The sequence below is a fragment of the uncultured Roseobacter sp. genome, assembly GCF_947488185.1.
Lineage (GTDB): Bacteria > Pseudomonadota > Alphaproteobacteria > Rhodobacterales > Rhodobacteraceae > Roseobacter.
The window spans coordinates 38,646-63,732 of sequence record NZ_CANKYM010000008.1; the positions used below are offsets into that span (position 1 = coordinate 38,646).

At 60.0% G+C, this 25,087-nt stretch carries 25 protein-coding genes; 12 read left to right on the forward strand and 13 right to left on the reverse strand.

What is annotated here, in order from left to right; genetic code table 11:
- The first annotated feature begins 210 nt into the window (after window positions 1-210).
- Entirely contained in the window at window positions 211-1,233 is a 1,023-nt protein-coding gene (gene adhP / locus Q1A52_RS21755; protein ID WP_300019856.1) for an alcohol dehydrogenase AdhP, read from the forward strand.
- A gap of 62 nt (window positions 1,234-1,295) precedes the next feature.
- Complete coding sequence (locus tag Q1A52_RS21760; RefSeq protein WP_300019857.1) at window positions 1,296-3,965, forward strand: HAD-IC family P-type ATPase; 2,670 nt, start codon at window positions 1,296-1,298, stop codon at window positions 3,963-3,965.
- Window positions 3,966-3,980: 15 nt separating this feature from the next.
- On the opposite strand, the gene Q1A52_RS21765 is transcribed toward Q1A52_RS21760, so the two are convergent.
- Window positions 3,981-4,895 carry a carbamate kinase gene (locus Q1A52_RS21765; protein ID WP_300019858.1) on the reverse strand — a complete coding sequence of 305 codons (915 nt, stop codon included), beginning with the start codon at window positions 4,893-4,895 and terminating at the stop codon, window positions 3,981-3,983.
- 117 nt (window positions 4,896-5,012) lie between these two features.
- Entirely contained in the window at window positions 5,013-5,636 is a 624-nt protein-coding gene (locus tag Q1A52_RS21770; protein ID WP_300019859.1) for a hypothetical protein, read from the reverse strand.
- Window positions 5,637-5,721: 85 nt separating this feature from the next.
- On the opposite strand from Q1A52_RS21770, the gene Q1A52_RS21775 reads away from it, so the two are divergent.
- Entirely contained in the window at window positions 5,722-6,429 is a 708-nt protein-coding gene (locus Q1A52_RS21775; protein WP_300019860.1) for an endonuclease/exonuclease/phosphatase family protein, read from the forward strand.
- On the opposite strand, the gene Q1A52_RS21780 is transcribed toward Q1A52_RS21775, so the two are convergent.
- Together Q1A52_RS21780 and Q1A52_RS21785 are read right to left on the reverse strand one after the other, a co-directional pair.
- Window positions 6,419-7,258, reverse strand: coding sequence for a universal stress protein (locus tag Q1A52_RS21780; protein WP_300019861.1), 840 nt, complete (start codon window positions 7,256-7,258; stop codon window positions 6,419-6,421). The genes Q1A52_RS21775 and Q1A52_RS21780 overlap by 11 nt on opposite strands.
- Window positions 7,259-7,312: 54 nt before the next feature.
- A complete protein-coding gene (locus tag Q1A52_RS21785) occupies window positions 7,313-7,798 on the reverse strand; it encodes an Hsp20/alpha crystallin family protein (protein WP_300019862.1) in 486 nt (161 codons plus the stop codon).
- Between the two features lie 148 nt (window positions 7,799-7,946).
- Between Q1A52_RS21785 and Q1A52_RS21790 the strand changes: the two genes are divergently transcribed.
- Together Q1A52_RS21790 and Q1A52_RS21795 are read left to right on the forward strand one after the other, a co-directional pair.
- Window positions 7,947-9,128, forward strand: coding sequence for a hypothetical protein (locus Q1A52_RS21790; protein WP_300019863.1), 1,182 nt, complete (start codon window positions 7,947-7,949; stop codon window positions 9,126-9,128).
- A gap of 20 nt (window positions 9,129-9,148) precedes the next feature.
- Complete coding sequence (locus Q1A52_RS21795; protein WP_300019864.1) at window positions 9,149-9,580, forward strand: DUF2267 domain-containing protein; 432 nt, start codon at window positions 9,149-9,151, stop codon at window positions 9,578-9,580.
- A 13-nt stretch (window positions 9,581-9,593) separates the two neighbouring features.
- Here the strand turns inward: Q1A52_RS21795 and Q1A52_RS21800 are convergent, their stop codons facing one another.
- Window positions 9,594-10,271, reverse strand: coding sequence for a helix-turn-helix domain-containing protein (locus Q1A52_RS21800; protein ID WP_195822684.1), 678 nt, complete (start codon window positions 10,269-10,271; stop codon window positions 9,594-9,596).
- A gap of 173 nt (window positions 10,272-10,444) precedes the next feature.
- Between Q1A52_RS21800 and Q1A52_RS21805 the strand changes: the two genes are divergently transcribed.
- On the forward strand, window positions 10,445-11,206 hold the full coding sequence (locus Q1A52_RS21805; protein WP_300019865.1) for a response regulator: 762 nt from the start codon (window positions 10,445-10,447) through the stop codon (window positions 11,204-11,206).
- Here the strand turns inward: Q1A52_RS21805 and Q1A52_RS21810 are convergent.
- Window positions 11,173-12,723, reverse strand: coding sequence for an ATP-binding protein (locus Q1A52_RS21810; RefSeq protein ID WP_300019866.1), 1,551 nt, complete (start codon window positions 12,721-12,723; stop codon window positions 11,173-11,175). The two genes, Q1A52_RS21805 and Q1A52_RS21810, sit on opposite strands and share 34 nt — an antisense overlap.
- A gap of 163 nt (window positions 12,724-12,886) precedes the next feature.
- On the opposite strand from Q1A52_RS21810, the gene Q1A52_RS21815 reads away from it, so the two are divergent.
- Complete coding sequence (locus tag Q1A52_RS21815) at window positions 12,887-13,333, forward strand: universal stress protein (protein WP_300019867.1); 447 nt, start codon at window positions 12,887-12,889, stop codon at window positions 13,331-13,333.
- A 13-nt stretch (window positions 13,334-13,346) separates the two neighbouring features.
- Here Q1A52_RS21815 and Q1A52_RS21820 read toward each other — a convergent pair whose 3' ends face one another.
- The gene (locus Q1A52_RS21820; protein WP_300019868.1) at window positions 13,347-14,477 is read right to left on the reverse strand and encodes a site-2 protease family protein; all 1,131 of its coding nucleotides are present in this window, start codon (window positions 14,475-14,477) and stop codon (window positions 13,347-13,349) included.
- Between the two features lie 217 nt (window positions 14,478-14,694).
- Between Q1A52_RS21820 and Q1A52_RS21825 the strand changes: the two genes are divergently transcribed.
- On the forward strand, window positions 14,695-15,048 hold the full coding sequence (locus Q1A52_RS21825; protein WP_300019869.1) for a phasin family protein: 354 nt from the start codon (window positions 14,695-14,697) through the stop codon (window positions 15,046-15,048).
- Here Q1A52_RS21825 and Q1A52_RS21830 read toward each other — a convergent pair.
- From Q1A52_RS21830 to Q1A52_RS21850, 5 genes are read right to left on the reverse strand one after another with little or no spacing between them, the layout of a single operon-like run.
- The gene (locus tag Q1A52_RS21830; protein ID WP_300019870.1) at window positions 15,045-16,697 is read right to left on the reverse strand and encodes an alpha/beta fold hydrolase; all 1,653 of its coding nucleotides are present in this window, start codon (window positions 16,695-16,697) and stop codon (window positions 15,045-15,047) included. The two genes, Q1A52_RS21825 and Q1A52_RS21830, sit on opposite strands and share 4 nt — an antisense overlap.
- The gene (locus Q1A52_RS21835) at window positions 16,694-17,905 is read right to left on the reverse strand and encodes an HlyD family efflux transporter periplasmic adaptor subunit (protein ID WP_300019871.1); all 1,212 of its coding nucleotides are present in this window, start codon (window positions 17,903-17,905) and stop codon (window positions 16,694-16,696) included. Before Q1A52_RS21835 ends, Q1A52_RS21830 begins: the two co-directional genes overlap by 4 nt.
- A gap of 4 nt (window positions 17,906-17,909) precedes the next feature.
- The gene (locus tag Q1A52_RS21840; protein ID WP_300019872.1) at window positions 17,910-20,273 is read right to left on the reverse strand and encodes an FtsX-like permease family protein; all 2,364 of its coding nucleotides are present in this window, start codon (window positions 20,271-20,273) and stop codon (window positions 17,910-17,912) included.
- Window positions 20,274-20,279: 6 nt separating this feature from the next.
- Entirely contained in the window at window positions 20,280-20,987 is a 708-nt protein-coding gene (locus Q1A52_RS21845; protein ID WP_300019873.1) for an ABC transporter ATP-binding protein, read from the reverse strand.
- A 59-nt stretch (window positions 20,988-21,046) separates the two neighbouring features.
- On the reverse strand, window positions 21,047-21,559 hold the full coding sequence (locus Q1A52_RS21850) for a hypothetical protein (protein ID WP_300019874.1): 513 nt from the start codon (window positions 21,557-21,559) through the stop codon (window positions 21,047-21,049).
- A 54-nt stretch (window positions 21,560-21,613) separates the two neighbouring features.
- On the opposite strand from Q1A52_RS21850, the gene Q1A52_RS21855 reads away from it, so the two are divergent.
- Both Q1A52_RS21855 and Q1A52_RS21860 read left to right on the forward strand, forming a co-directional pair.
- The gene (locus tag Q1A52_RS21855; protein ID WP_300019875.1) at window positions 21,614-22,204 is read left to right on the forward strand and encodes a cyclic nucleotide-binding domain-containing protein; all 591 of its coding nucleotides are present in this window, start codon (window positions 21,614-21,616) and stop codon (window positions 22,202-22,204) included.
- Window positions 22,205-22,357: 153 nt separating this feature from the next.
- Window positions 22,358-22,540 carry a hypothetical protein gene (locus tag Q1A52_RS21860; RefSeq protein WP_299832163.1) on the forward strand — a complete coding sequence of 61 codons (183 nt, stop codon included), beginning with the start codon at window positions 22,358-22,360 and terminating at the stop codon, window positions 22,538-22,540.
- Between the two features lie 367 nt (window positions 22,541-22,907).
- Here Q1A52_RS21860 and Q1A52_RS21865 read toward each other — a convergent pair whose 3' ends face one another.
- Window positions 22,908-23,678, reverse strand: a complete 771-nt coding sequence (locus Q1A52_RS21865) for an IclR family transcriptional regulator (RefSeq protein WP_300019876.1) — start codon at window positions 23,676-23,678, stop codon at window positions 22,908-22,910.
- Between the two features lie 218 nt (window positions 23,679-23,896).
- On the opposite strand from Q1A52_RS21865, the gene Q1A52_RS21870 reads away from it, so the two are divergent.
- Window positions 23,897-24,733, forward strand: a complete 837-nt coding sequence (locus Q1A52_RS21870; RefSeq protein ID WP_300019877.1) for a cyclase family protein — start codon at window positions 23,897-23,899, stop codon at window positions 24,731-24,733.
- Window positions 24,733-25,086 (forward strand): cupin domain-containing protein, encoded by a 354-nt coding sequence (locus Q1A52_RS21875; RefSeq protein ID WP_300019878.1) that lies wholly within the window; start codon window positions 24,733-24,735, stop codon window positions 25,084-25,086. The genes Q1A52_RS21870 and Q1A52_RS21875 overlap by 1 nt, the downstream gene beginning before the upstream one ends.
- Window position 25,087 lies beyond the last annotated feature (1 nt).

A 25,087-nucleotide genomic window follows, 5' to 3' on the forward strand; every position in this document is an offset into this window, starting at 1 on the left:
GAAACCGGGAGGTCACGCGACTGTGATAGCCCCCATGTCCCAGTGTGCGCTCTTGGTCGGATCAGCCAGACTTTGGCGGATTGATCAACGGACGCTCATCAGCGGAAAAATATTGCTCAACACGCGCTGCAATTGATGTCGATCAACGCTGTGGCCCTCCTGCGCGCTAACCATCCGACAAACTGAAATCTGAGCGCGGAGTGTTGGACGATGCAAAAGACGATGAAGGCGGCGGTGGTAACGAAACTGGGCGATCCTCTGGATATTCGCGAGGTGGCGGTGCCCGAGATCGGACCGGGGCAGGTGCTTGTCAGGGTGCGGGCGTCCGGGGTCTGTCATACGGACTTGCATGCTGCCATGGGCGACTGGCCTGTGAAGCCCACCGCGCCCTTCATTCCTGGTCATGAAGGCGTTGGGGAGGTCGCGCAGGTCGGGGCCGGCGTGACACATCTTAAGGAGGGCGACCGCGTTGGCGTGCCATGGCTGCACACGGCCTGCGGCCGTTGCGAGCATTGTTCGGGCGGGTGGGAGACGCTGTGCGAAAGCCAGCAGAACACCGGCTATTCGGTGGATGGAGCCTATGCCGATTTTGTGCGGGCGGATGCAAATTACGTTGGCCACATCCCGGATGCGCTTGACTTTGGTACCTCCTCACCGGTGCTTTGTGCTGGTGTGACCGTCTACAAGGGGCTCAAGGAAACCGAAGTGCGCCCGGGCCAATGGGTCGCGATCTCCGGGATCGGCGGTTTGGGGCATATGGCGGTGCAATATGCGAAAGCCATGGGCATGAATGTAGTCGCGGTTGATGTGGCCGACAGCAAGCTCGATCTGGCGCGGTCCCTTGGGGCAGATGAGACGATCAACGCGGCCAATGTCGATCCAATCGAGGAAGTGGAAAAGCATTTAGGTGGTGTGCACGGCGCTCTCGTCACTGCCGTCAGCACCAAGGCCTTTGCACAGGCGACCGGCATGCTGCGCCGCCACGGCACCATGTCGCTGGTTGGCCTGCCGCCGGGTGATTTCCCGCTGCCAATCTTCGAGGTTGTGCTGAAGCGGCTGACCATTCGTGGGTCCATTGTGGGCACCCGTCTTGACCTCTCCGAAGCGCTGTCCATCGCGGCGGAGGGGAAGGTTTCGACCACCTACACATGGGACAAGCTGGATAATATCAATGCCGTTTTTGACCGCATGCGTGCAGGCACGATTGATGGCCGCGTTGTGCTGGAAATCTGATCCCCCTCTGATTTCCGAAAACTGACTTCTGGCTCCGCAAAGGGGCCCGACCGGAGAATGCTGTGTCCCCCGTCCTCACCCATCCGCACGCCGATACGACCGATACCTGCCTGACCAAGCTTGGTTCCTTTCCCCAGGGTCTGGCCACCGGCGAAGCCCGGGTGAGGCTGGACCGCCATGGCAAAAATCACCTGCCCGAAACACCGCCGCGCCCTGTTGTTCTGCGGTTCCTGATGCATTTCAACAACGTGCTGATCTATGTCCTCATCGGCGCGGCGGCGGTGACGGCGGCCTTGGGACATATGATCGACACTTGGGTGATCCTGGCCGTGGTGCTGGTCAATGCAACCATGGGCTTCATCCAGGAAGGCCGCGCGGAAAACGCGATGGCCGAAATTCGGCAGATGCTGGCGCCGCATGCCTCGGTCCTGCGCGATGGAACACGGATCAGCATCGATGCGGCTGATGTTGTGCCGGGCGACATCGTGCTGCTGGAGCCCGGGGATCGGGTCGCGGCGGATTTGCGTCTGTTGCAGGTGAACGGGTTGATGGTGCAGGAGGCCATTCTGACCGGCGAATCCGTACCGGTGGAAAAATCGGTGGCGCCCGTGGGGGCAGATGCAGCCCTAGGGGACCGTACCTGTATGGCCTTCAGTGGCACGCTGATCACCGCCGGGGTCGGGCGCGGCGTTGTCACGGCAACCGGTGCCGTGTCAGAGATCGGGCGGATCAGTGGCATGCTGGGTCGCGTGCGCGGGCTGAAAACGCCGCTGGTCGTGCAGATGGACAAATTCGCCCGATGGCTGACCGTGCTCATTCTGCTGATCGCTGGGGCGCTGCTGGCTTTTGGCTACTACGTGCAGCATTTTGACTTCCACGCGATGTTCATCGCCGTGGTCAGCCTTGCCGTCGCTGCAATCCCCGAAGCCTTGCCCGCTGTCATGACCATCACACTGGCCATAGGGGTGCAGGCGATGGCGAAACGTCATGCCATTGTGCGCCGCTTACCCGCAATCGAAACAATCGGGGCGGTTTCAGTGATTTGCACCGACAAGACCGGCACGCTGACCCGGAACGAGATGATGGTGGCGTCGGTTGTGACTGGTGCCGGGCGCTTTACGGTTACCGGGCACGGTTATGCCCCGACCGGCGAGATTACTGCCGAAGAAGGTGTGGCGATTGACACCACGCTTTCGGAGATCGCGCGGGCTGCGCTCTTGTGCAACGATGCGGCGTTGCGGGAGGCAGGCGGCACCTGGACCGTTGACGGCGATCCGATGGAGGGCGCGCTGCTGGCCTTTGGGCAGAAGGCGGGAGAGGCCGCATCCGGCTGGCAGCGCACCGGTGAGATTCCGTTTGATGCGGTCCGCCGGTACATGGCTGTGCAGGTCGAAAACGCAGATGGCGAGTCCCTGACGGTGGTGAAGGGCGCCCCTGAAAAGCTGCTGGAGATGTGTCGCGATCAGATCGGCGCGACCGGGTCTGAACCGCTGGACGCTGCCCATTGGACAGCTGAGGCCACGCATATTGCGGCCCGTGGACAGCGTGTGCTGGCCCTTGCGTGCAGGTCGCCAGAGGCTGGTGTACTGGCAGATACCATCGAAGGAGACTTGAGCCTGATCGGTCTGGTAGGCCTGATCGACCCGCCGAGGGCGGAGGCCATCGCTGCGGTTGAGGAGTGTAAAAAAGCCGGGATCGCCGTGAAAATGATCACCGGAGACCACGCAGGCACGGCGTCGGCCATTGGCCGTCAGATCGGGTTGGCCAATCCCGACGCGGTGCTGACAGGCGCGGATATCGACGCTATGGATGATGGAATCCTTGCCGTGGAGGTCATGAGCACGAACATCTTTGCCCGCACCTCGCCCGAGCACAAATTGCGTCTGGTCACCGCCTTGCAGGCGCATGATCTGGTTGTGGCCATGACCGGTGACGGGGTGAATGACGCGCCTGCGCTCAAACGCGCGGACATTGGGGTCGCCATGGGGATCACCGGCTCGGCCGCCTCCAAGGAAGCCGCCGATCTGGTGCTGGCCAATGATAACTTTGCCTCCATCTCGGCAGCGGTGCGCGAAGGGCGCACGGTCTGGGACAACATCCGCAAACTCGTCAGCTGGGTTCTACCCACCAGCGCCGGGGAGGCGGGCACAATCGCCGCCGCCCTCCTGCTGGGCTTTGCGCTGCCCGTGTCACCGGTGCAAATTCTCTGGGTCAATATGATCACAGCGGTCACGCTGGGCCTTGCGCTCGCCTATGAACCGCCCGAGGCCGAAACCATGCAGCGCCCCCCGCGTCACCGCAATACCGGGCTGCTGACCGGCGGCCTTGTCTGGCACGTCATTTTTGTCACCACGCTGTTTCTGGCCATCGTCTTCGGCCTTTTCACCTACGCGCTCGAAAAAGGATATCCGCTGGTACTGGCGCAGACCATGGCCATGAACATGCTGGTGGTGCTGGAGATTTTCCACCTCTTCTACATCCGCAATATCTTTGGCACCTCGATCAACTGGAACGCTTTCAAAGGCACGCGCGCGGTGTGGATCAGCGTGATTATCGCGACGGTCGCGCAGTTTGCGGTGACCTACCTGCCCTTTGCGCAACCGATCCTTGGCACGCAGGCCGTGCCGCTGGTGGACGGGCTGCTGATCATCGGCATCGGCATCGTGTTCTTCGCTGTGATCGAGACGGAAAAGCAACTACGTCTGGTGCTGACGGGGCACAACGGGATTTAGCGGATTTGCGGGGCCTCAGGCCTCCCGCGCAGCCTCCCGCCGCAGGCTGATCCGCGTCCCGGTTGTGCCATTGATCAGATCCAACGTGTCCGAGAGACGTCCGATGGCGGCGAAACCGCCCGTGGCCTGCGCAAATTCACAAGCCGCATCGACCTTGGGTCCCATGGAGCCTGCGGGGAAATCCATCTGCGCCACCTCTTCCGGTGAAAGATGGGCGATCAGCGCCTGATCCGGCGTGCCCCATCCGGAATAGACACCTTCCACATCGGTTAGCATCAGGAAGGCGTCCGCCTCCAGCATGCGCGCCAGAAGCCCACTGGCGTGGTCCTTGTCGATCACGGCCTCGATGCCGATCGTCGTGCCATCGTCTTTCTGTACAACCGGGATGCCGCCGCCACCCGCGCAGATGACCACAACACCCTGATCCAGCAACAGGCGGATCACATCCAGTTCCAGGATGCGCTTGGGCGGGGGCGAGGGCACCGTGCGCCGGAAATGCGCGCCGTCCTGCCCGATTGTCCAACCGTGATCGGCGCGCAAGCGAGCGGCCTCTTCCTGCGTGTAGATGGGGCCGATGAACTTGGTCGGCTTCTGGAAGGCAGGGTCGTTTGGATCAACTTCGATCTGGGTCAGCAGGGTCGCATATCTGGCGTCGGGCAGATAGGCGTTGTCCAGCTCCTGTTGTAGTACATAGCCGATCATCCCATCTGTTTCCGCGCCCAGAACATCCAGCGGAAAGGCGCCCCCGCGCAACGCCAGATAGCCGACCTGCGGCCCGTTGCCGTGGGTGATCACGACCTCATGTCCGGCGTCCAGGACTTGTGCAAGTGCACCTGCTGCGGTGCGAATACTGGCACGCTGGCTTTCGGCGGTCAGGGTCTCTCCCCTTTTGGACAAGGCGTTTCCGCCCAAAGCGACGACAATTCTCATTCGGGACCTCGACATGTCAACAGGATTGGATGCACGGATAGGCTCGCGCATTTCTGTCTCAGTAGTGTGAACTGCTGCCCACCGGTTGAGATTGATCAATCGGGCAGACCTCTGTCGTCACTTCTTGAGACGGTTTTTCGACTTTTGATAGAGCCGCTTGTTAAGGTCTATGAACTGCGCAAGGCCGCGACCAAGCAGTCCGGCCGCGTTGCGCACGAGGTAGAGATAACCGGTCACACTCGCAATCAGGCTGCCGACGGTATTGATCATCAAGTCACCCATGGTGTCCATCAGACCGGATTTTTGCATGTTCAGCCCAAAGATCTGGTCCATGCCGAACTCGAAAATCTCCCAGACGGCCCCAATGGTCATGGCGACGCAGAAGGTGACGAAGGCAACGGCAGAGGGGGGTGCTGCAAAACGGTCCCCCTCGAACAGCATAAAGACAAAAAGGAACCCGATCAGGCCAAAGCCGATGGCGGAGAATCCGTGCAGAGCCAGGTCCCACCACCATAGGCGTTCGTAGAAATCGAAGGCTTCCCCCAGAAAGATCGAGGCAAAGAAAAACAGGGTGGTGGCCAGAAGAAAGGGCACCGGCAGGGTCAGCGACCATCGGGATGCCAGAGTGGGCGGCACGAGCGACAGGGCCAGTGTGGCCAGCGTGACAAAGGCCAGCGACCAGCGGGCCAGACCAAAGGCCACGATGACGGCAAGCAGCAACGAGGCCCAGATGGCCAGCATAATGGGTTTAAAGTTTTTCGCAGTATGCATCGCAAGATCGCTTTCTTGACGTTCAATCCTGATGGGCTTGCCCTATATATAAGGTATGACCGACACAGTCCTAAGGATCGCAAGCTACAATATTCGCAAAGCCCGGGGCCTTGACCAGAAACGCGTGCCGGGGCGGACCTTGCAGGTGATCAACCAGCTACAGGCCGACATTGTTGTTTTGCAGGAGGCAGACAGGCGGGTCGGGGTACGCAAACCCGCGATCCCGCGCAAGCTAATCGAGGCGGAAACGGATTTCCGGCTGGTTGACGTGTGTGAGAACGGGATCAGCCTTGGCTGGCACGGCAATGCCGTTCTGATGCGCGATCCGGCGCAGGTTCTGCGAGTCGAACGGGTGCCGCTGCCCGGGCTGGAACCTCGGGGTGCGGTGCGTCTGGACATGACGTTTGGTGGGGGTCTTAGCGTTGTCGCAGCCCATCTTGGGCTTTTGCGCCGGGATCGCCGGGAACAATTGCAGGCGCTCTGCCAAGCGACGGCAAACAGCCCGCATGCCGTGATCGCAGGAGATTTCAACGAATGGTCGCACTGCAAGGGGCTGGAACCCCTGGTTGGCAAGTTCGAAACCCACGCGCCCGGCCATAGTTTTCACGCCCGTCGCCCCGTTGCGGCACTGGACCGGTTCGCCTTGAGCCACGGGGTGGAATTGCGCGGTGCAGGCGTGGAGCAGGGCGCACTGGCCAGACGCGCGTCGGACCATCTGCCCGTTTGGTCAGATATCGCCATTCCAGCAGCCGCTACGTGCTGAACATGACGGGCAGCTTCGCATCGCGCAGCAGCGCATAGGTGGTTGCGCCAATCACGAAGTCGTAGACTTTGGAGTGCCCAAAGGCCCCCGTCACGATCATATCTGCGCCGCGTTCAAAAGCCACCTGACCCAAAACATCCGCGACGGTGTCACCGGCGGTGTTGCGATGCTCCAATGTGGGCTTCATCCCATGTCTTGAAAACATCTCGGCCACGTCGACCCCTTCGGAATCCTCCAGAGCATCAGACGGGGTGCTGCCAACACGCAGGACGGTAAGGGTCGCCCCCTCATCAGCAACATGCAGCAGATCAAGCGCAGCGCGTGCGGCTTCCCGCGTCGCACTCCAGCCCAGCAGAACGTTCTGGCCAATCTCCGCACCGTCGTATTCTGGCGGCACGACAATCACCGGCCGACCACTCTCCTGAATGACCTCGCTCTGCGCATTGCGCTGTTCATAGCGGTCCGCTTCCTTGTCACCCCGGGCCATGATGACCAGATCGGCTGTGCGGGCACTCTCCACAAGGCGCTCATTGGCAGAGACGGCGTCGGCCCGCACAAGGCGAAATTCGCTTTGGAAGTCTTCATTGGTCGTGTTTTTGGTGAAAACCGCCTTGATGGCCGCAGTTTCGATTTTCTGGCTTTCGTTGAATGCCTCGAAGGCGGGCTCGGGGATGTGCATGGCGATGCCCGGATACACGACCAGCGCCTGCAGGGTGTGCAGCCCGATCAGATGTGCGTTGTGTTTACGTGCCAGCGGCACCGCGAGCTTCAGCAGCGTTTCGGCGTGTTCCGCCGTGGTCAGGCACACCAGAAGTGTCTTGATCCCCATAGCATAGGTCCTTTCCAAAGAGGCGGGGGCACCGGAGGGCGCCCCTCGCGCGTTTCAGGTCTTGCTGATGTCGATTTTATGAAAGTCGGCCTTGGCCGCTGCCGGTTTCGCAATCCGCAGCTTCAGGATGCCATCTGCGAATTTCGCCTCGACGGCCCCCGCATCCGGCGCGAACCCCAGCGGTATCTGCCGCCGAAAGCTGCCGTAGCGCCGCTCGATCAGGTGATATCCGTTGTCGGATTTTTCGTGATCCGCGCTCTTTTCGCCCTTCAGTGTCAGCAGATCGCCCGTGATCGACGCGTCCAGATCCTCTTCCGCAACACCGGGCAGCTCTGCGCTGATCTCGACCGACTCTTCGGTCTCCACCAGATCGATGGCGGGAAACATCGGCGTGGAGAAAACAGAAGGCGCACCCGTTTCCGGCATGGGGAAACCCGTCCGGAATTGTTCCAGCAGCCGGTTCATCTCCTTCTGGAAGGACGGAAAAAGAGCAGACCCACCGGCCTCGGAGCGCAGTTCGGGAAGTATTTGGCGTGACATCACACGTCTCCTTTCTGAAGTCCCGACACGGGAATGTGTCGCCGGTGTCCTAGCAAACCAGTGTCTCGTGCGATTGATTCCGATCAATCCACAGCCTCCTGCCTGCGGTAGCTCATAGGCGACTGCAGTCTGATTGGAGGAGCATCCCATGCTGTTGCTCAGATACGCGCTGACCCTTGTCGCCGTCCTTGGGAGCGGCTCGCCGCTCTGGTCCGAGACGGTTTCTGCCCAAAACGGCAGCGACACGTTCTTTTCCGGATCGGTCGTCAGCGAAACGATTGATACACGCGGCGATACGTTTCTGTCCGCGCGCTCGGCGGTTGCCCGCGGTGTTTCGCAGGGGGATCTGCATGTCACCGGGATGGATGTCTCCGTGCAGGCCGATACCGCCGAAGATCTCTATGCCTTTGGGGGCACGGTGATCATCCGCAGCGCCGTCGCCCAGGATCTGACGGCGGGTGGTTTTTCGGTGCGCACGGAAAGCAGCTCTGAAACAAGCGGGAACGCGCGCCTGTTCGGCAATTCCGTCACCATTGAAGGCAGGGTCGAGGGCGCGCTGCTAATCGCCGCGCGTGATGTCATCCTGAACGCGCCGATTGAGGGGGATGCGCGTATTCTGGCAAAATCCATCTCCTTCGGTCCGAACGCGGTTGTCGGCGGAACCCTGACCTACAGCACGCGGGAAAGACTTTCGGTGCCCGAGCGTGTCGCCCCGACCGAACGGGTGGTGTTTGAACGGGCAGTGGATCGCGATGTCTGGAAGGAATGGAGCGAGATGCGCAAGGACATGCCCGTCTTGCCCACCTTTGCGTCCCTGTTGAGCGCCTTTGTCATCTCGCTGCTGTTCTTTATGGTCTTGGGCACCTTGATGCTGACCTTCATGCCCAAACGCCTGGAAAAGATGCACCAGAGCATTGCCACAGCGCCCGGTCAGACCATGCTGCTCGGCATCATTGGCCTGTCCATCCTGTTTGGCATGGTACCCATCACCGGTCTGACGCTCGTTGGGCTACCCTTTGTTCCGATTGCGGTGCTGGGCATCATCGTTACATGGACGCTTGGATACGCATTGGGCGCCTATAGCGTTGCGATGCGTATCTGGACCGGGTTCGGGGGTGACCAAGACCCCGGCAATGTCGCGCGCCTGCTGGTCTTTGCCGTGGCGATCATCTTTGTCGCACTGCTGAATTTCATCCCCTTCTTTGGATGGGTGGCGAACTACACGCTTGTGTTGCTGGGTATCGGCGCCATGACCCATGCGGTGTTTCAATACCTGATCGGCAACCCGGGTCAGGCCTTTGATATTGATATGAAACCCATCGAAGACTGATCCCGGAAAGGAGCGCGCATATGTCAGCACAAGGTTTGGAAGTGATCGATCACACCGTTCAGCTGACCCATGAATGGATCAATGAACTGGCCGCCCTGCTGGACTGGTCCTCGAAACGCAGCGCCCTGCGGTTGCTCCGCCTGACCCTGCACCGCGTGCGCGACCACCTTTTGCCCAATGAACTGGCGCAGTTCTCCGCGCAGTTGCCCTTGCTGGTGCGAGGCATGTTTTTCGAAGGCTGGGTGCCCAAACACACACCGATCAAGGACCGTAATGCCGAGGAGTTCAAAAACGCCATCGACAGCCAGATGCGCGAGGCCGAGGAGTACCGCGGCCCCGAAGACATTCGTTGTGTGTTTGACCTGCTGAATGCCCGTCTGACCCAGGGTGAAATCGAAGACGTCCGGGCCAATCTACCCATGGCCATTCGGGCCCTGTGGTCAGCACCCTAGCGGCATCGTCCCTCTAGCGTCCGCGATCCCCGAGCGACAGCGCAAGCAGCGCTTTCGGGCGCAGAATGATGATCGTGTGAATGTTGTCGATCGCGATGGTCTCAGACTTGCGCAGCTGGGTAAAAGTGCGGCTGATCGTTTCCGTCGTCAGCCCGAGGAAATCCGCGATATCGGCGCGGCTCATCGGCAGGTCCACCTGCCTGTGCCCTGCCACATCCTGACCCACCCGGTCAGACAGGATACACAGGAAGGACGCCACTTTTTCCAGCGCTGATTTCTGCCCGAGCATCATGAAATGATCCTGCATCGCGCTGATCTCGCGCAGCGCGGCCTGCAGCAGTTCCTGATGCAGTTTCGGATCGCCTTCGCCATTTTCCAGCGCGGATCTGCGATAGGGTTGCAGGCGCGCATCCACCAGCACCTCGCAATCCGTGTGGTGCAGCCCGCCGGCCGGAAAGCCCACGACATCGCCGGGATATCCAAAGGCGATCACCTGGCGGCGGCCATCTTCCAACAGCCGGGTCAGCCGCAACACACCGGTGGTGATCTGGTAGAGCCAGACCACCGGGTCCCCTTCGAAGTAGACGTATGAGCCGGCTTTCAGGCGCGCTTCGGGACATTTGACGCAGGCGCTTTCAAGCGGGACTGCGGGCGTGGTTTCGGCGTGTTCTTTTGGAATTGTGACATACATCCTTGCAGGCCCCCCGAGGAATTGGGCGCCAACTTGGACAGTCCTTGTATTTTCGCTTATCCTGCTCCTGCAAGATTTTGTATCATTTTGTATGAGACACTATTTGGCGCCGAACCTTCGTACTAAATTGAGATGGCAAGAGGCCACATCAAGCAGGGCCGGGGACGCAGACTATGTCAGATCAGAAAATTCTTGTTGTTGAGGACGATGCAAAGATCCGCACGCTTCTGCGCAACGTGATGGAACACGAGGGCTATTCCGTTCTCGAAGCGGAAAACGCCCGTCAGGTCATGGATCTGGTCAAGTCTTCCTGCATCACCCTGATCACATTGGATATCCATCTGGGCGCGGACAATGGTCTGGAGCTGGCGCGGGACATCCGGCGCCTGTCCGATGTGCCGATCATCATGATCACCGGCAAGGACGATATCATAGACCGCGTCGTCGGTCTGGAGATTGGCGCGGATGACTACATCACCAAGCCTTTCCATGTGCGCGAAGTCATCGCCCGGATCAGAAGTGTGCTGCGCAGAACCGCGGACACCACACAGCAAGCCATTTTGGTCGATGCCAACACCGCCGAAAGCCCGGAGTTCTGCTTTGATGGCATGACGGCTATTCCAGACCGCCTTGAGCTGCTGGACAGGTCCGGGGCGGACTGCGGACTGACCAGCGGCGATTTCAAGCTGCTGATGGTCTTTCTGGAGCGTGCCAAGCGGGTGCTGTCGCGGGATCAGCTGATGGATCTGACCGGGGGCGTGGAATGGAGCCCGCTGGACCGGACGGTCGACAACCAGATCGCCCGACTGCGCAAGAAGATCGAACGTGATCCGTCAAACCCGAAACTGGTCAAGACGGTGCGTGGCGTGGGCTATACCTTTGCCTGCGACGTGCATTCGGTTCATCCTTCGGAACGGTCTGCCAAAAGCGCCTGAAGCCGCTGCGCCAGGTCAGATTGGCGATAGGGTTTGCGCAGGATATCGTAACTCTGGCCGCGCGCCATTGCATCCGTCACCACATCGCTTGCGTATCCGGAGGTCAGCAGCACCTTGAGATGCGGGAACTCAGACGTCACCTTGGCGGCGAGGTCATATCCGTTGAGCGCACCCGGCATGACCAGATCCGAAAAGAGGACATCAGCACGGATGCCATTGGTGAGCATCCTGTAGGCCTCGTCACCGGTGCTGGCTTCTTCGGTCCTGAACCCCAGGTCGCGAATGCGTTCGACCGACAGCTTGCGCACTTTCGGATTGTCTTCGACCACAAGGACCGTTTCACCGTGCCCAAGGGGCAGATCACGCCGGGCCTTCGTGTCACCAGACGCGTCAGACAGGTCATCATGGACAGGGACTGCGGGGAAGTAGAGGCCAAAGCTCGTCCCATGGCCAAGCTCGCTATAGAGGGTTATGTGCCCGCCCGACTGGCGCACGAAGCCATAGACCATGGCCAGCCCCAGACCCGTCCCGCCACTCTCCGACTTCGTGGTAAAAAACGGCTCGAACGCACGCTGCTGTGCCTCGACACTCATGCCTGCGCCATTGTCACTGACCGACAGCCGGACGTAATCGCCAAGCTTGATGTCGGTTTCCTGCGCCATGTAGGTGTCGTCGATGGTCACATTGGACAGCGACACAAGAAGCTCGCCATTCGGCCCCATCGCATCGCGGGCGTTCAGCGCCAGGTTCATCAGGGCCGATTGCAACTGAACAGGGTCGATCATCACCGGGTTCAGGTCGGGCGCAAAATTTGTCTTGATGCGCGTGTTGGCCCCCAGCGTGCGCCTGAGAATGGCCAGCGTTTCTTCACACAAAACGCGCAGATCGGTCTCGACCGGCTTAAGATTGCTGCGTCGCGCAAAGACCATCAGCCGCGCCGTGAGATCGGCCCCCAGTTCGGCGGAATCGAGCGCATCCTTGATCAGCGCCATTTGTCGATCATTTGCCCCGCGCATCTCAAGCAGTTCCAGGTTGCCGATTACAACCGTCAGCAGGTTGTTGAAATCATGCGCGATGCCACCCGTCATCTGGCCAATCGCATCCAGCCGCTGCGAGCGGGAGAGGGCATGCTGCGTTGCCTTGTCCTGCGTCAGGTCATGCATGATCGCAACAAACATGCGCTGGCCCGAAACATCCGCGTAGCTGACGGCAATATGCAGCGGAAAGACGGATTTGTCCTTTTTCTGACCCTCCACATCACGGCCGACACCGATGATACGCTCTTCTCCGGTCTTCACGTGATGCGCCATGAACCCGTCATGCAAATCCGCCAGCGCCGTAGGCATCAGGACGTTGACGCTTTGCCCGATCAGCGCCTCCGCATCGTATTGAAACAGGCGACAGGCTGCGGGATTGGCGCGTGTGATCATACCCCGCTGGTCGGACACAACCATCGCATCCGCCGCCATTTCCAGAATGGCATGCAAAAGCCCGTTTTCCTGATCGTCGTTACCCATTCAAATCATCGCTTTTCGATCAGCCTGCCAAAAGGTCGTCCAAAGGCGCAAGTCTGAATTGATATTCCTCAATGCCGCCCTGCAGCGCTGTGAAAAAACACTCTGGCGCCTCCCCGAACTCTAGAGCGCGCAAAGCTGTCGACCACAAGAAGGAACCAGATGGATGTTCAGACAAATTATTGTGGGCATGGATGGCTCGGACAAGGCAGAACGGGCCCTGCGCATCGCCTGTGATCTGGCCAAACACTATTCGGGTACGGTCACCATTCTGCACGTGCCGCACGCTGAAACAGCCGCATTTTCCATGGGTGCCGTGGCCGAGTACCACGCCGCGATCGACAAGCCGACCTTTGCGCAAATCGAAGAAGCCGGTCAGCAGGTGTTGGACAACGGCGTGAAAATCGCCGACGACATGGGATGCAAATCGGTGAAAACACATATGCCGCATGGCGATGCCGCCACTGAAATCCTGGCGCATGCAGAGGACATTCAGGCCGATCTGATCGTCACCGGACGGCGCGGTCTGAGCAGTATCTCCGGCCTTGTTCTCGGCAGCACCACGCAACGCATCAACCATCTGGCACATTGCGCCTGCCTCTCGGTGGCCTGAATCTCGGTTTGCCTTACCGGTGGCGAACGAGGTCGGAAAGGCGCAGGTAGCGGGTCAGATCGGCCAGCGAAATGACACCCATCAGCTGATGCCCGTCAACGACGAGGAACTTGCGCCGCCCGGTGTCGGCAATCCGCACCATCAAGTCCTGCACCGGCATCTCGCCTGAAATCGAGGCCTGTCCATCCAGCCCAGCAAAAACATCACCCACGCGGGTGTTGGACCAGTGTTCGCGGTCAATCCCTGCGAGCACTGCCTGATCCATATGACCCAGGAGAACCCCGTCTTCGACAACCGGCACAAAACTGACGTTGTGGCGCAGCATGATGCGGTTCACGAATTCCGACAGCGTCATCTCCGGGCTGATCACGATCGGGTCGCGTTGCATCAGGGCAGCCACCGTCTTGTGGTCAAACGCGACCTTGGCCAGTTGGGTCTGATAGGCTGCGCGCGCTGCCATCAGGACAAAAAACCCGATCATGATTTGCCACAGCCCGGCAATCAGCGCCCCGTTGAAGAGCGCCACCAGGCCAAATCCCATCAGCACATAGGCGAAGATCGTACCTGATTGCGCCGCCGTTTCGGTAGCGGCCAGCACGTCCCCCTTGCGGTGCCAGAGATAGGCGCGCAACACCCGCCCGCCGTCCAGGGGGAACGCAGGCACGAGGTTGAAAAGCGCCAGGATCAGATTGATCAGCGCGAGATAGCCAAGCACCATCGACACAGGCGTCGCGGCCGCCAGCGTTTCCGACAGCTGTGCAAGGATCCAGAACCCCAGCGCCAGCGCAAGGCTCATCACCGGACCGGCAAGCGCCACCCAAAACTCCACCGCTGCCGAACGCGGCTCGGCCTCCAGCTCCGCCACACCGCCAAAGAGGAAAAGCGTGATCCCCTTGATCGGCACACCCAGACGGCGCGCGACAACGGAGTGGGCAAGCTCGTGCAGCAAAAGTGAGGCGAAGAAGCAAAGCATCGCGATCAGGGCCATGGCCAGATAGGTACCCGTGCTCTGATGTGGCAAGATGGCTGGGAAGTATCCCTGAGACAGGGTCCAGGTGATCAGCGCGGCGATGAGAAGCCAGCTTGGGTCCAGCTTAATATCGAAGCCGTTGATCGAAAAGAGTTTGACTGCGTTTGAGAACATAAGCCGCCTCGTCTTTGGCCACCAGACTAGCGGTGAACAGCGCGTGTTCATTGACTTTTCTCAAGAGGCCGGGCGCTTGTGACGATCCGCAGTTGCCGCACCGGCGCCTGCCCGCCGATGTGCGCCACGTGCGATGCTTGGGATTGAGCAATGTCAATCAGGCAGGGGCCTTCGGACCTAGACTTGGGATGCGCTACCCCAAACTGGAGGACCAGACATGGCAAACAAAGCGGAGAAATCACCCTCATCCCTGAGCGAAGCACCCCTGGCCGCGTTCACCCAATTGCAGGAAGCCGGGCTTGGAAACATGGTCGGCATGAGCAATGCGTGGCTCGAAACCATGGGCGACATGGGGGCTGAAGTGGCCAGTTTCATCGCGGAACGGATCAAGGAAGACGTGAAAACACAGCATGCGATTCTGCAGTGCAAGAACATGACAGACCTACAGACGATCCAGACCGAATTCGTCCAGAAAGCGCTGGACCAATACCAGGCCGAAACCGGCAAACTGGTCGAGATGGGAACCAAAACCTTTGCGGCAAACCTCAAGGATCAGGACGGCAAGTCCTAGCCAAAAATATAGCGCCCCGGCGCTTTGTCCAAAACGCTGATGCGTGACGAGCGGGGATCTTCAGGATCGCCGCTTTGTTTTTTCAGCCATGCAGACCAGTGTTCCCACCACGACCCGTCTTGCGGAGATTGCCGGTCAAACCAATCCTGCGCCGTGACGTGAGCGTCGCCTTCCACCTTGTGCCCGTGGCGAAAATGCCGACCCGCATGACCGGGCTCGGACAGGATACCGCCGTTATGCCCGCCGTTGGCCAGCACGAAGGTGACATCGGTATCGGTCAGCAAGGACAGCCGGAAAACCGATGTCCAAGGCGATACGTGATCGCTTTCGGTCGCCACGCTGTAGATCGGCGCGCGGATATCCGTCAGGGCAATGGCAACGCCGTCGACCTCGAACCTGCCCTTGGCCAGATCATTGTTCAGAAACAGCCGTCTGAGGTATTCCGAATGCATCCCCGCCGGCATTCTGGTCGCATCCGCATTCCAAGCCATCAGCGGGTTGTCCGCCGTGCGTTCCCCCAGAAGATAGTGCCGTATGACCCGGCTCCAGATCAGATCGTTGGAGCGCAACAGCTGAAACGCCCCGGCCATCTGATCCGCTTCGAGATATCCGCGCGTCGCCATCATGTCTTCCAAGAACGCGATCTGACTTTCATTGATGAAGAGGCCCAATTCCCCCGGTTCGGAAAAATCAACCTGAGAGGCCAGCAGGCTGACCGTGCGCAGCGTGTCATCACCGTCGCGCGCCATCGCCGCCGCCGTGATCGCCAGCAATGTGCCCCCCAGACAGTAGCCGGCGGCATGCAGCCTTTTGGCGCCCATAGATTTGATCTGCGCCACAGCGGCCCGAACACCCAGATCGACATAATCCTGCATCGACAATCCGGCATCTTCCTCATCCGGGTTCTTCCACGAGAGGATAAAGACCTCGAACCCCTGATCGCGCAGATAGGCCACCAGGGACCGCTGCGCCGTGAGGTCCAGAATATAGTACTTCATGATCCACGCTGGCACGATCAGGATCGGTTCCGGGCGCACTCTATCCGTTGTCGGATGATAACGGATCAACTCGATCAGGTCGTTGCGGAACACTACATCGCCCGGCGTGGTCGCAAGGTCCTCGCCAACAGCATATGTACTCGGGCGGCGCGGCTGGTTGGAGATCAGCCGGTTGAAATCTTCCATCCAATAGCGCGCGCCCCGGACAAGGTTCTGACCCAGCTCCTCGCGCGTTCGCTCCAGAACCTGTGGATTGCTGCCCGCGAAATTCGCAGGCGAAAGCACATCCAGCCACTGCCGCACGGCAAAATGCACGATCTCGGCATGTTTCGGGTCCACCCCCGGCATGCCGGTGGTTGCCGTATCCCACCAGTTCTGCGCGGTCATGAACCCTTGTGCGACCAGATTATAGGGAAACATCTGCCACGCCGGGTGACGGAACCGCGGGTCCTGCGAAAAATCGGCATCGGCGGCAGGCGATATCGCGAGTTTCAGCAGGTCCGATTGCTTGTCCGGCGAGGCCATCAGGTGAAGCGACCAATCCAGATAGGCCGTGGCCAGCGCCGCCGGGGACAACCCACCGGTCAGCTGACCAAAGGCGGCATGCCACTTGGGGTCAAGCTTGTGCTGTTTTGCGGATGCATCCGTCATAGTTGCGACCTTTCAACGAGGGTGACGCCACTTGAAATGGCATCGCTGGGATGGGTGACGACCTGTTCACCGGGGTCCAGACCCCCCTGAACCTCGGTCATCCGCGCATTGCGGCGGCCCAGCGTCACGGTCCGTTTCTCTGCCACCCCGCCGTTCGAGACGAACACGGCCCAATCCGCCCCATCCCGAAAGGCGGCACTCAGCGGCATTTGCAGCACATCATCCGCATGCCATTCGACGATCCTGAGAAAGACGGAGAAGCCGTCCCCCAGATTGGGCCGATCCGCGCGCGGGCTGGTCAGGGTGAAATAGGCGTCCACCCGCTGCTCTTCGATGCCCAGAGCGGAAACCTTGGTGCGCGCCTTGGGGTCGATACGGTCAAGCCGGGCCTGAAGGGTCTTGTCACCGCCCCACCGTTCGACATAGGCCAGCGCCCCGGCCTCCAACCGGACCGCATCATGGGACAGGATGTCGGCCACCAGTTCGAGGTCTTCCGGATCGCCGATGCTGACCAGCGGGGTGCCGATGGACACCGGGCGTTGACTGATGGCACCCACAGACAGGATGACACCATCCGCCGGGGCCCTCAGTTCAACGCAGCAGCTGGCAGGCCGGTGGTCCGTTTCATCGGTCTCCAGCAGGCTCGCCCGCGCGCGTTCGATCGTGCCTTGCGCCATTTCGATCCGCGCCTCTTCGGCCTGCACGGCGGCCTCGGCAACCGCCAGACGCTGCGTGTCATCCTCCAGCTTGGTGATCGAGGCGACACCCCGGTTGACCAGGGCCTGCGTGCGGTCGAATTGCGACCGGGCAAAGCTCAGGGTTTCCTCGGCCTGTCGCAAATCCGCCTGCGCCACGTGACGCGCTGCCAAGGCTTCCTGCAGAGTGGCCTCAGCCTGCAGCCGGGTGCGGGCGTCCAACAGGCCCGAGGACGCGGGCTGCACGATGGCGACCACCGTTTCACCCGCCCGCACCCTGTCGCCCTCCTCAACGGGGGAGCGCAGTGCCGTGCCCGCAATGGGGGAGGCCACCTCGAAGAGGTCGCGCACTTCGGTTTCGCCTTCGGCATTGATCGTCACTTCCAGCGGTCCGCGCGTGACCTCTGCGAGGTCCACAGGCACCGGATCCTCGCGGAAGCTGACGTAGGCCAGCCCGGACACCACGGCAACGCCGAACCCGATCAAAACCAATGTACGTGTAGAATAGGCCATGATTTCATTCCCTTGTCTTCATGACGGCGACCAGATTCAGCCGATCCAACCGCCGACGGACGATCATCACCGACACGAAAGAGGCGGTCAGCACGACCAGACTGGCGCTGGTAAATGTGGCAGGCTGCAACACCAGCGGAATGGCATAGACATCGCTGGTAAAGGCGTTGGTCATCGTGCGCGCAATCCATGCCCCGATCAGCCAGCCAAAGGGCTGTGCGATCAGGGCGATCAGCATCATTTCCCCCACGAGGATGTAGGACACCTCGCCCCGGTCGAACCCGAGGATGCGCAGGCTGGCCAGCTCGCGCGCCCGTTCCGACAGCTGGATACGCGCGGCGTTGTAGGTCACGCCGACGGTGATGAGCACGGCAATCACGATGTAGATGGTGTTCATCACGGTCACATTCTGGTCGATGGTGTCCTGAAACGATTGCCGGTTCTCGGTCATCTCGATCAGGCCCGACAGTTCGGGCAATTCCTTGATCGCCTTGTGCAGCGCCTCCGTCTGGTGCTCATCCAGCGTCACATTCACCGTCGTCAGCTGCGGCGCCTGCCGAAACAGCGCATTCAGAAACGCCAGGTCCATGTAGGCCCCCAGCCCGAAATGCTGCTCCACCAACCCGGTCACCACCAGATCAAAGGCCTCGCGCCTGCCGCTGAGGAACTCTGCTTCGATCACATCCCCGGCCTGCACGTCCAGCTGATCGGCAAGACGGATCGACAATAGAATCCCGCCTGGCGGCGCCGTCATCAGGCGCCCCGAGGCATCGATAACGCGGCTGAGATCCGTGCCGGGGCGGCGCGCTTCGACGGCCACGCGTTTTGACAGATGCCCCTTGTGCAGGATGGCGGTGTGAAACTGCTGGCTTTCGGCCTGCAGGACACCGGGCAGGGTGCGGGCCTCTTCCAGGGTGGTTTCAAGGACATCATCGGAAAAGATCAACATCGCGTCCTGACGATTGGTCTGGTAAAAGGCGAGGTCGACGATTTCATTCAGCGCGTCATTGATGAAGATCGACGCAATGACAGAGGCAACGGCCAGTGCCAGCCCCAGCGAGGTCAGAAAGCTGCGCAAGGGCCAGCGCAAGAGGCTGCGCAGGATCATGATCGTCGGCTGCGTCAGGCGCAGGCGCGCCATCATCTCGTCGATGAACGAGCGTTTGAACCGGGGCGGGGCAGGGGGTTGCATCGCGATGGCCGGGGCCAGCCGCGCGGCCTGCAGCGCGCTATGCGCAGCCCCCAGGCTGGTGGTCGCCAGCCCGGCCAGACCCGCCGCGGCATAGACCCAATAAGACACCCGGAAAATCACGAAGGGGAAATTGAAAAACTGCGCGTATTGGTTGGCCATGCTGCGGGCCAGCACCGTCCCGGCGCCCCAGCCCAGCAAGACCCCCGCCAGCGCAATCAGCCCGGCCAGCATCAGATAGTGCAGGCAAACCTCCGTGTTGGAATATCCGATGGCCTTCAACAGCCCGATCTCGCTGCGTTCCAGCGCGATGATCCGGCTCAGCACCATGCTGACCAGAAACCCCGCGATGCCAAAGAAGATCGGCGGCAGGATCGCGGCCATCCCCTTGAGCTGGCTGATCTCGGCATCCAGAAAGGCATCGGATTGCTGCGTGGTCCGGTCGTACGCCCCGAACCCGCCGTAGGGCTCCAGCAAATCATCCACCGCATCGATGACAGGGGCCGTGGGCAGGCCCGCAGCCACCGCAATCGCCACGTCATTGAACGCGCCCGTCATGTCAAAGGCCGCCGCAGCCGCCCGTTCCGACATCCAGATGATCCCGAAAGATGTGTTGTCCGGCATCAGGGCACCGGGCCCGATGGTATAAACAAATTCCGGCGACAGCACCGTGCCTACAATCGTCAACTCACGTTTTTGACCGCGCAGATTGGCGCTGAAACTGTCCCCCGGCTCAAACCCGTTGGCCTCCGCAAAAGGCGCGTTGACCACAACCTCATCCGTCACCATCGGATTGGGAAACCGGCCCTGCACCAGCAAGGGCACGTTCAGAACCGGCTCCCGGTCTTCGGGGTAAGACAGCACCCGACCCACGGCCGTTTTCACCCGCCCCGGAATATCGAGGATCGCATCGCCTGAAATCCGGGCCTCGACATTCAGAACCCCGTCGATCCGGGCAATCTCGGGCAGTAGCGATTCAGGGGCCCGCGTCGTGTGCACAAAGACATCGGCAAACCGGTTACGCTCGTAATAGGCGGTCCGGGTTTCCGACAGCGCCGAATACATCCCCACCGAGGTCAGCAGGATTGCCACCCCGCAGGCCAGGACCAGCGCAATGGCAATCGCCTGCATCCAGAGCCGTCTGAAGTCACGCAGCAGTTTTTTGTCAATCGCCTGCATCACAGATCACCACGCAATCTCGGACGGGGCGAGCCGTTCGGCATTGATCCGGGTTTCGCTGATCTTGCCATCCTGGAAAAAGATCACCCGATGTGCCATGCGCTGGATTTCCGCGTTATGCGTGATCACCACCGTGGTGGTGCCGAACCGCTCGTTGATGTCGCGCAAAACCTCCAGCACCTGCACGCCTGTGGTACTGTCCAGCGCGCCCGTCGGTTCATCACAGAGCAGGATCTGCGGGCGTTTGGCGATGGCGCGGGCAATGGCAACCCGCTGCTGTTCGCCCCCTGACATCTCAGAGGGAAAATGATCCATGCGCTTGCCCAGACCCACCAGGTCCAGCGCCTCTTCCGCAGGCATCGGGTGCGGGGCCACATCCGTTACCAGCTGCACGTTTTCGCGGGCCGTCAGGCTGGGCACCAGATTGTAGAACTGGAAGACGAAACCGACATGATCGCGGCGGTATCGGGTCAGACCCCGGTCAGACATATCCGTCAGTTCCAGATCATCGAACCAGACCCGCCCGTCCGTTGCATGATCCAGCCCGCCGAGGATGTTGAGCAGCGTCGATTTCCCACTGCCCGAGGGGCCGAGCAGTACCGTCAACTCGCCCTTGAAGAGCTCAAGATCGACGCCATCGAGCGCATAGACCTTAAGCTCACCGGTGTCATAGACCTTGGTGACACCTTGCGTTTTGAAGATAATGTCTGCCACGGGCTTCTCCTGCTCACCCGGGTGATACAGGGCAGCGGACGGGCGCAACTTGATAGATATCAAGTTCCGTAAGAAGACGCGCGCGCATCCTCGAAATCTCTCAGGAACCGCTTGATGATATGGGCCTCTTCGTCGCTGCCTTCATCCGCATTGGAAACGCATGCTGTCGCCGCAAACCTGTGGGTCAGATCGGCCTCACCCGCCGTAAACGCCTTGTGCGGCGGTGAATGCGCCCCGCTGGTCAGAAACATCGCAACCGTATAGGGCAGATCCACGTCAGAGCGCAGCAAGGCCCGCAACGGTACGGCAGGATAAGAGGTCCAGACCGGCCCGCAGAGGATAATGCGGTCATATTCCGTCAGTGACGTGAAAGATTGCGGGCCCAGCACGCACTGCTGCCGCACACTGTCAAAACCGGCGCGCAGATAGCTAAGAAAACCGGCTGTATAGGCCGGTGCCTTGAGCTCGATCAGGCTGCCATTCACGAGACTGGACAGCTTGAGGGCAATGCGCCGCGAATGTCCGGTGCGCGAATAATACACAATGCCTGTTTTCGGGTGATAGATTTTCATTGGGACATCTCCGATGAAGTTTGCAAAATCCTCGCAGAACACGCATGCAGGCTGTTGATAAATGTCAAAAAGCGGCGGCAAAACTGGCATATCAACATCCGAAAACGGATGATGACCATGCAGTTGAAAACATCACGCCGCACAGGCCTGGAAAAGCTCCCATTCTTTTCCGACAGGACATTCAATTTTCTCGCGCAAAGGGCACACATCATAAATGCGCCTCAGGGCACATTTCTTCTCGACCCGAACGCGTATATCGACACGATATGCCTGCTGTTGTCTGGCACCCTTAAAGTAGAACAGCGTGATTTGGACGGGCGGCGACGCGCCAGATATAGTGTCTGTTCCGGGGGCGGGCAGGTTGCAAAAAAGGCATGCCTGATTGCGTTGAAAAACTGTTCTGCAAGAGCTGTGGCCGAAACCGACGTGGAGGCAATGCTCGTTCGGCAACAGGATTTCGACATGCTGATGACCCTGTCACAGCAATTCCGCGCCTTCGTTTTCAACACATGCGCCAAGCAGATAGTCGACTTGCTCACCAAAACCGACACATCCGTGCCTGCTCAAAAACACAGTCTTCCCATCGTATCGGAGATACGATTGAACCAAAGGGTATCGCACCACTCAATAGGGTTAGCCCACTAGGGTCACCTTGCGCTTCGCTGATCTGCGCCGCCGAACGGAACGCGGATCTGTTGCAGGCTGCCTCCAAACGAGTTCCGGCTGACTTGATCCCAATCAAGTCAGCACAACGGAACCTCAGATATACAGAGCAAAATCGACACCGAAGGACGCATCATGGTTCCCCCAAACGCGCAAAAGCCACCGGAAAAGCCGCCCGCCGAAGCGCCAATGCCGACCGACCCGCAACCCAGCCCGGTATCTCCTGAAAACCCGCAGCCTGTCGATCCGGCACCCGCGCCGACGCCGACAGAAGAACCGGAAGACGACCCATTTGATGAGGGCAATTTCCCGGTTTAACGATGCGGCTTTGTCAACGTTCCAAAACCAAGGCGACGTAGATATTAACATAAGTCATGTTATAAGGTCGCATGGTGAAATGGATGCGGCACACAGGTTCACCCCTCTGAATTCGGTAACTTGGAAAAGATCTGACAGTATTCCGCCACTCCACCCCCTAGCGCCTCTTGGCATTTTCCGCATGCAATCCGCCGGATTGACAAAAATGCGGACAGTCTAAGAGGCTGCAAAGCTTCCATTCAGCGCGAAAATCAAGATACGGGCCTTTGCAATGCAGGCGAAAGATGGTCAGCGCGCTGCAGGCAGAGATTCATGGACGGAAAGCCATGCTGACAGCACAGGGTGACCGCGGATCACGGTTGCATCGCTACCTTTGACGATTACTCTGCATGACTTTCTCAACGGCGCGCGCCGCGCGCAGGACGGCGGCTTCAATCTCGGGTTTTTGCCGCAGGAAACGCGTTGTCGGGACCGGCACCGAAATTGCGTGCAGGTCTCCCGCGAAGTCTTCAAAGGCAAAGCCGACAGCAGAAATGCCGTCAGAATGCTCGTCATTGTCATAGGCAAGACCGGTTTCCGCGATCTCATCCAGCATCGCACCAAACTCTTTGAGATCGAGATCAACACCGCCGCGGCGAGCCTCGGATTTCGCGCGCTCAAGGGCAATGTCCCGCGGAAGCCTGGCAAGACAGGCCCGACCGTTGGCCGTTGTCGTGATCGGGAAAACCTCACCCACCGACGACACGGTGCGCAGCCGATGCGTGCCCGGCACCTGATCGATGAAAATCATCTTATCCCCGCGCAGAACTGACAAATCAGAAGTCTCACCCGTCGCCTGCGTCAGATCACTCAGCAGCGATCTGCATTGCTCGGCCGTGTTGTAGCGCGCCGCCTCCGCCAGCGCGCCAAGCTCCGGGCCCAGTCTGACGCCGCCGCCCGAGGCATTTGAAATCAGCAGACGCTCTGTCTGAAGCGCCCCGACGATTCGCTGGACCGTCGAGCGCGGCAAACCAACCTCAGACGCAATCTGGCCCAGGCTCAGGCCTTCCGGGTGTTCCTTGAGGCTGCGCAGCACGGTCGCGGCGCGGGAAATCACCTGGATGCCACTCCTACCGCTGTCAAATTCTTCAGTTTTCATAGAGTCTCCGGGGATGTGTCACAGCCTACCTCTCTCGTTTGTGGCGTCCAGTGTCAAGAAAATAACCCACGATACGATACAGAAATACCGTATTGCAATTAATTGTTGACCGCTATGCGATGCATGTGTATCAAAATATGCACTGAGGCTGGGAGGCCCAACCGAACATTCGAAAACCAACCAACACTGCCCTGGCAGTGAACAGAGGACGTGACTCCATGGTGGAAATCCGCGGTATTGAGTTTCAGGCAAATGACAACAACGACATGGGGCTGAACTTCGTGAACCTCAGCCACCGGTTCGGCTATCAATGCCCGAACTGGCCCTACTTCAAAGACGTCGCCATCGAGCGGAAACACTACATGGCAAAGTCGGGTGTGCTGAGCCAGACCATCACGACCACGATGCATGTGACCACCCATATCGACGCGCCGGCACATGTGGTGCAGGGCACGCCCTTTATCGACGAGGTGCCGCTGCCGCATTTCTTTGGCACCGGTATCGTGGTGTCGATCCCCAAGAAGAAGTGGGAATCGATCACCGGCAACGATCTGGAGCAGGCCTGCGGGCACGCGATCCGGAAAGGCGATGTGCTGATCATCAATACCGGCTGGCACAAGCAATATGAAGACGGTGACTACTTTGCCTACTGCCCCGGTCTGGTGCAATCCGCCGCCGATTGGATGGTGGAAAAAGGTGTCAAGGTGGTCGGCCACGATACTCAGGCCAACGACCATCCGCTGGCCACCGCGATCGGCCCGCAGCGCAACGGCCCGATCCTGCCCCATCTGGAGGCAGAGTATAAGGAATGGTCCGGCGGCAACGACTGGAAGGATGACTTCCCGGAATGGGAACCTGTCCACAACACGCTGTTCTCCAATGGTATCCTGGGCATTGAAAACGTCGGCGGTGATCTGGATGCGGTGACCGGCAAACGGGTGACCTTTGCCTTTTTCCCCTGGAACTGGGACCGCGGTGATGGCTGCATCATCCGCCTGGTTGCGATCACCGACACGGCGCAGGCCTACCGCATCGAAGCCGGAGAGGCCTTCTGATGCATCTCAAGCGTTTCTCCGAGGCACAGCCCTATGAGGCCCTCAACCATTGGGGGGTCGCAGGCTTGCGGCTGCAGGGGTTCGAAGACGGCGGGCCGGAAAATCAATGGATCGGTTTTTCGCAATTCCTGCCCGGCGGTGGGGCGGGCCCGGACAGCACGCCTTTTGAAAAGGTCTACGTCGTTCTCGAAGGAGAGATGACTGTGGAGATCGATGGCACAGAGACGGTTCTGAGCGCGATGGACAGCTGCACCATCCCCCCGGGTGAACGGAGGCGCATCGAGAACAAATCCAACCATATCTGCAAAATGCTGGTCGTGATCCCCTATCCCGACGGCAAAAGGCCGGAGTAGA

Coding starts and splice junctions, on each gene's coding strand:
- adhP (WP_300019856.1), top strand. CDS start 211: ATGCAAAAGACGATGAAGGCGGCGGTGGTAACGAAACTGGGCGATCCT.
- Q1A52_RS21765 (WP_300019858.1), bottom strand. CDS start 4,895: ATGAGAATTGTCGTCGCTTTGGGCGGAAACGCCTTGTCCAAAAGGGGA.
- Q1A52_RS21770 (WP_300019859.1), bottom strand. CDS start 5,636: ATGCTGGCCATCTGGGCCTCGTTGCTGCTTGCCGTCATCGTGGCCTTT.
- Q1A52_RS21775 (WP_300019860.1), top strand. CDS start 5,722: ATGACCGACACAGTCCTAAGGATCGCAAGCTACAATATTCGCAAAGCC.
- Q1A52_RS21780 (WP_300019861.1), bottom strand. CDS start 7,258: ATGGGGATCAAGACACTTCTGGTGTGCCTGACCACGGCGGAACACGCC.
- Q1A52_RS21785 (WP_300019862.1), bottom strand. CDS start 7,798: ATGTCACGCCAAATACTTCCCGAACTGCGCTCCGAGGCCGGTGGGTCT.
- Q1A52_RS21790 (WP_300019863.1), top strand. CDS start 7,947: ATGCTGTTGCTCAGATACGCGCTGACCCTTGTCGCCGTCCTTGGGAGC.
- Q1A52_RS21795 (WP_300019864.1), top strand. CDS start 9,149: ATGTCAGCACAAGGTTTGGAAGTGATCGATCACACCGTTCAGCTGACC.
- Q1A52_RS21800 (WP_195822684.1), bottom strand. CDS start 10,271: ATGTATGTCACAATTCCAAAAGAACACGCCGAAACCACGCCCGCAGTC.
- Q1A52_RS21805 (WP_300019865.1), top strand. CDS start 10,445: ATGTCAGATCAGAAAATTCTTGTTGTTGAGGACGATGCAAAGATCCGC.
- Q1A52_RS21810 (WP_300019866.1), bottom strand. CDS start 12,723: ATGGGTAACGACGATCAGGAAAACGGGCTTTTGCATGCCATTCTGGAA.
- Q1A52_RS21815 (WP_300019867.1), top strand. CDS start 12,887: ATGTTCAGACAAATTATTGTGGGCATGGATGGCTCGGACAAGGCAGAA.
- Q1A52_RS21820 (WP_300019868.1), bottom strand. CDS start 14,477: ATGTTCTCAAACGCAGTCAAACTCTTTTCGATCAACGGCTTCGATATT.
- Q1A52_RS21825 (WP_300019869.1), top strand. CDS start 14,695: ATGGCAAACAAAGCGGAGAAATCACCCTCATCCCTGAGCGAAGCACCC.
- Q1A52_RS21830 (WP_300019870.1), bottom strand. CDS start 16,697: ATGACGGATGCATCCGCAAAACAGCACAAGCTTGACCCCAAGTGGCAT.
- Q1A52_RS21835 (WP_300019871.1), bottom strand. CDS start 17,905: ATGGCCTATTCTACACGTACATTGGTTTTGATCGGGTTCGGCGTTGCC.
- Q1A52_RS21840 (WP_300019872.1), bottom strand. CDS start 20,273: ATGCAGGCGATTGACAAAAAACTGCTGCGTGACTTCAGACGGCTCTGG.
- Q1A52_RS21850 (WP_300019874.1), bottom strand. CDS start 21,559: ATGAAAATCTATCACCCGAAAACAGGCATTGTGTATTATTCGCGCACC.
- Q1A52_RS21860 (WP_299832163.1), top strand. CDS start 22,358: ATGGTTCCCCCAAACGCGCAAAAGCCACCGGAAAAGCCGCCCGCCGAA.
- Q1A52_RS21865 (WP_300019876.1), bottom strand. CDS start 23,678: ATGAAAACTGAAGAATTTGACAGCGGTAGGAGTGGCATCCAGGTGATT.
- Q1A52_RS21870 (WP_300019877.1), top strand. CDS start 23,897: ATGGTGGAAATCCGCGGTATTGAGTTTCAGGCAAATGACAACAACGAC.
- Q1A52_RS21875 (WP_300019878.1), top strand. CDS start 24,733: ATGCATCTCAAGCGTTTCTCCGAGGCACAGCCCTATGAGGCCCTCAAC.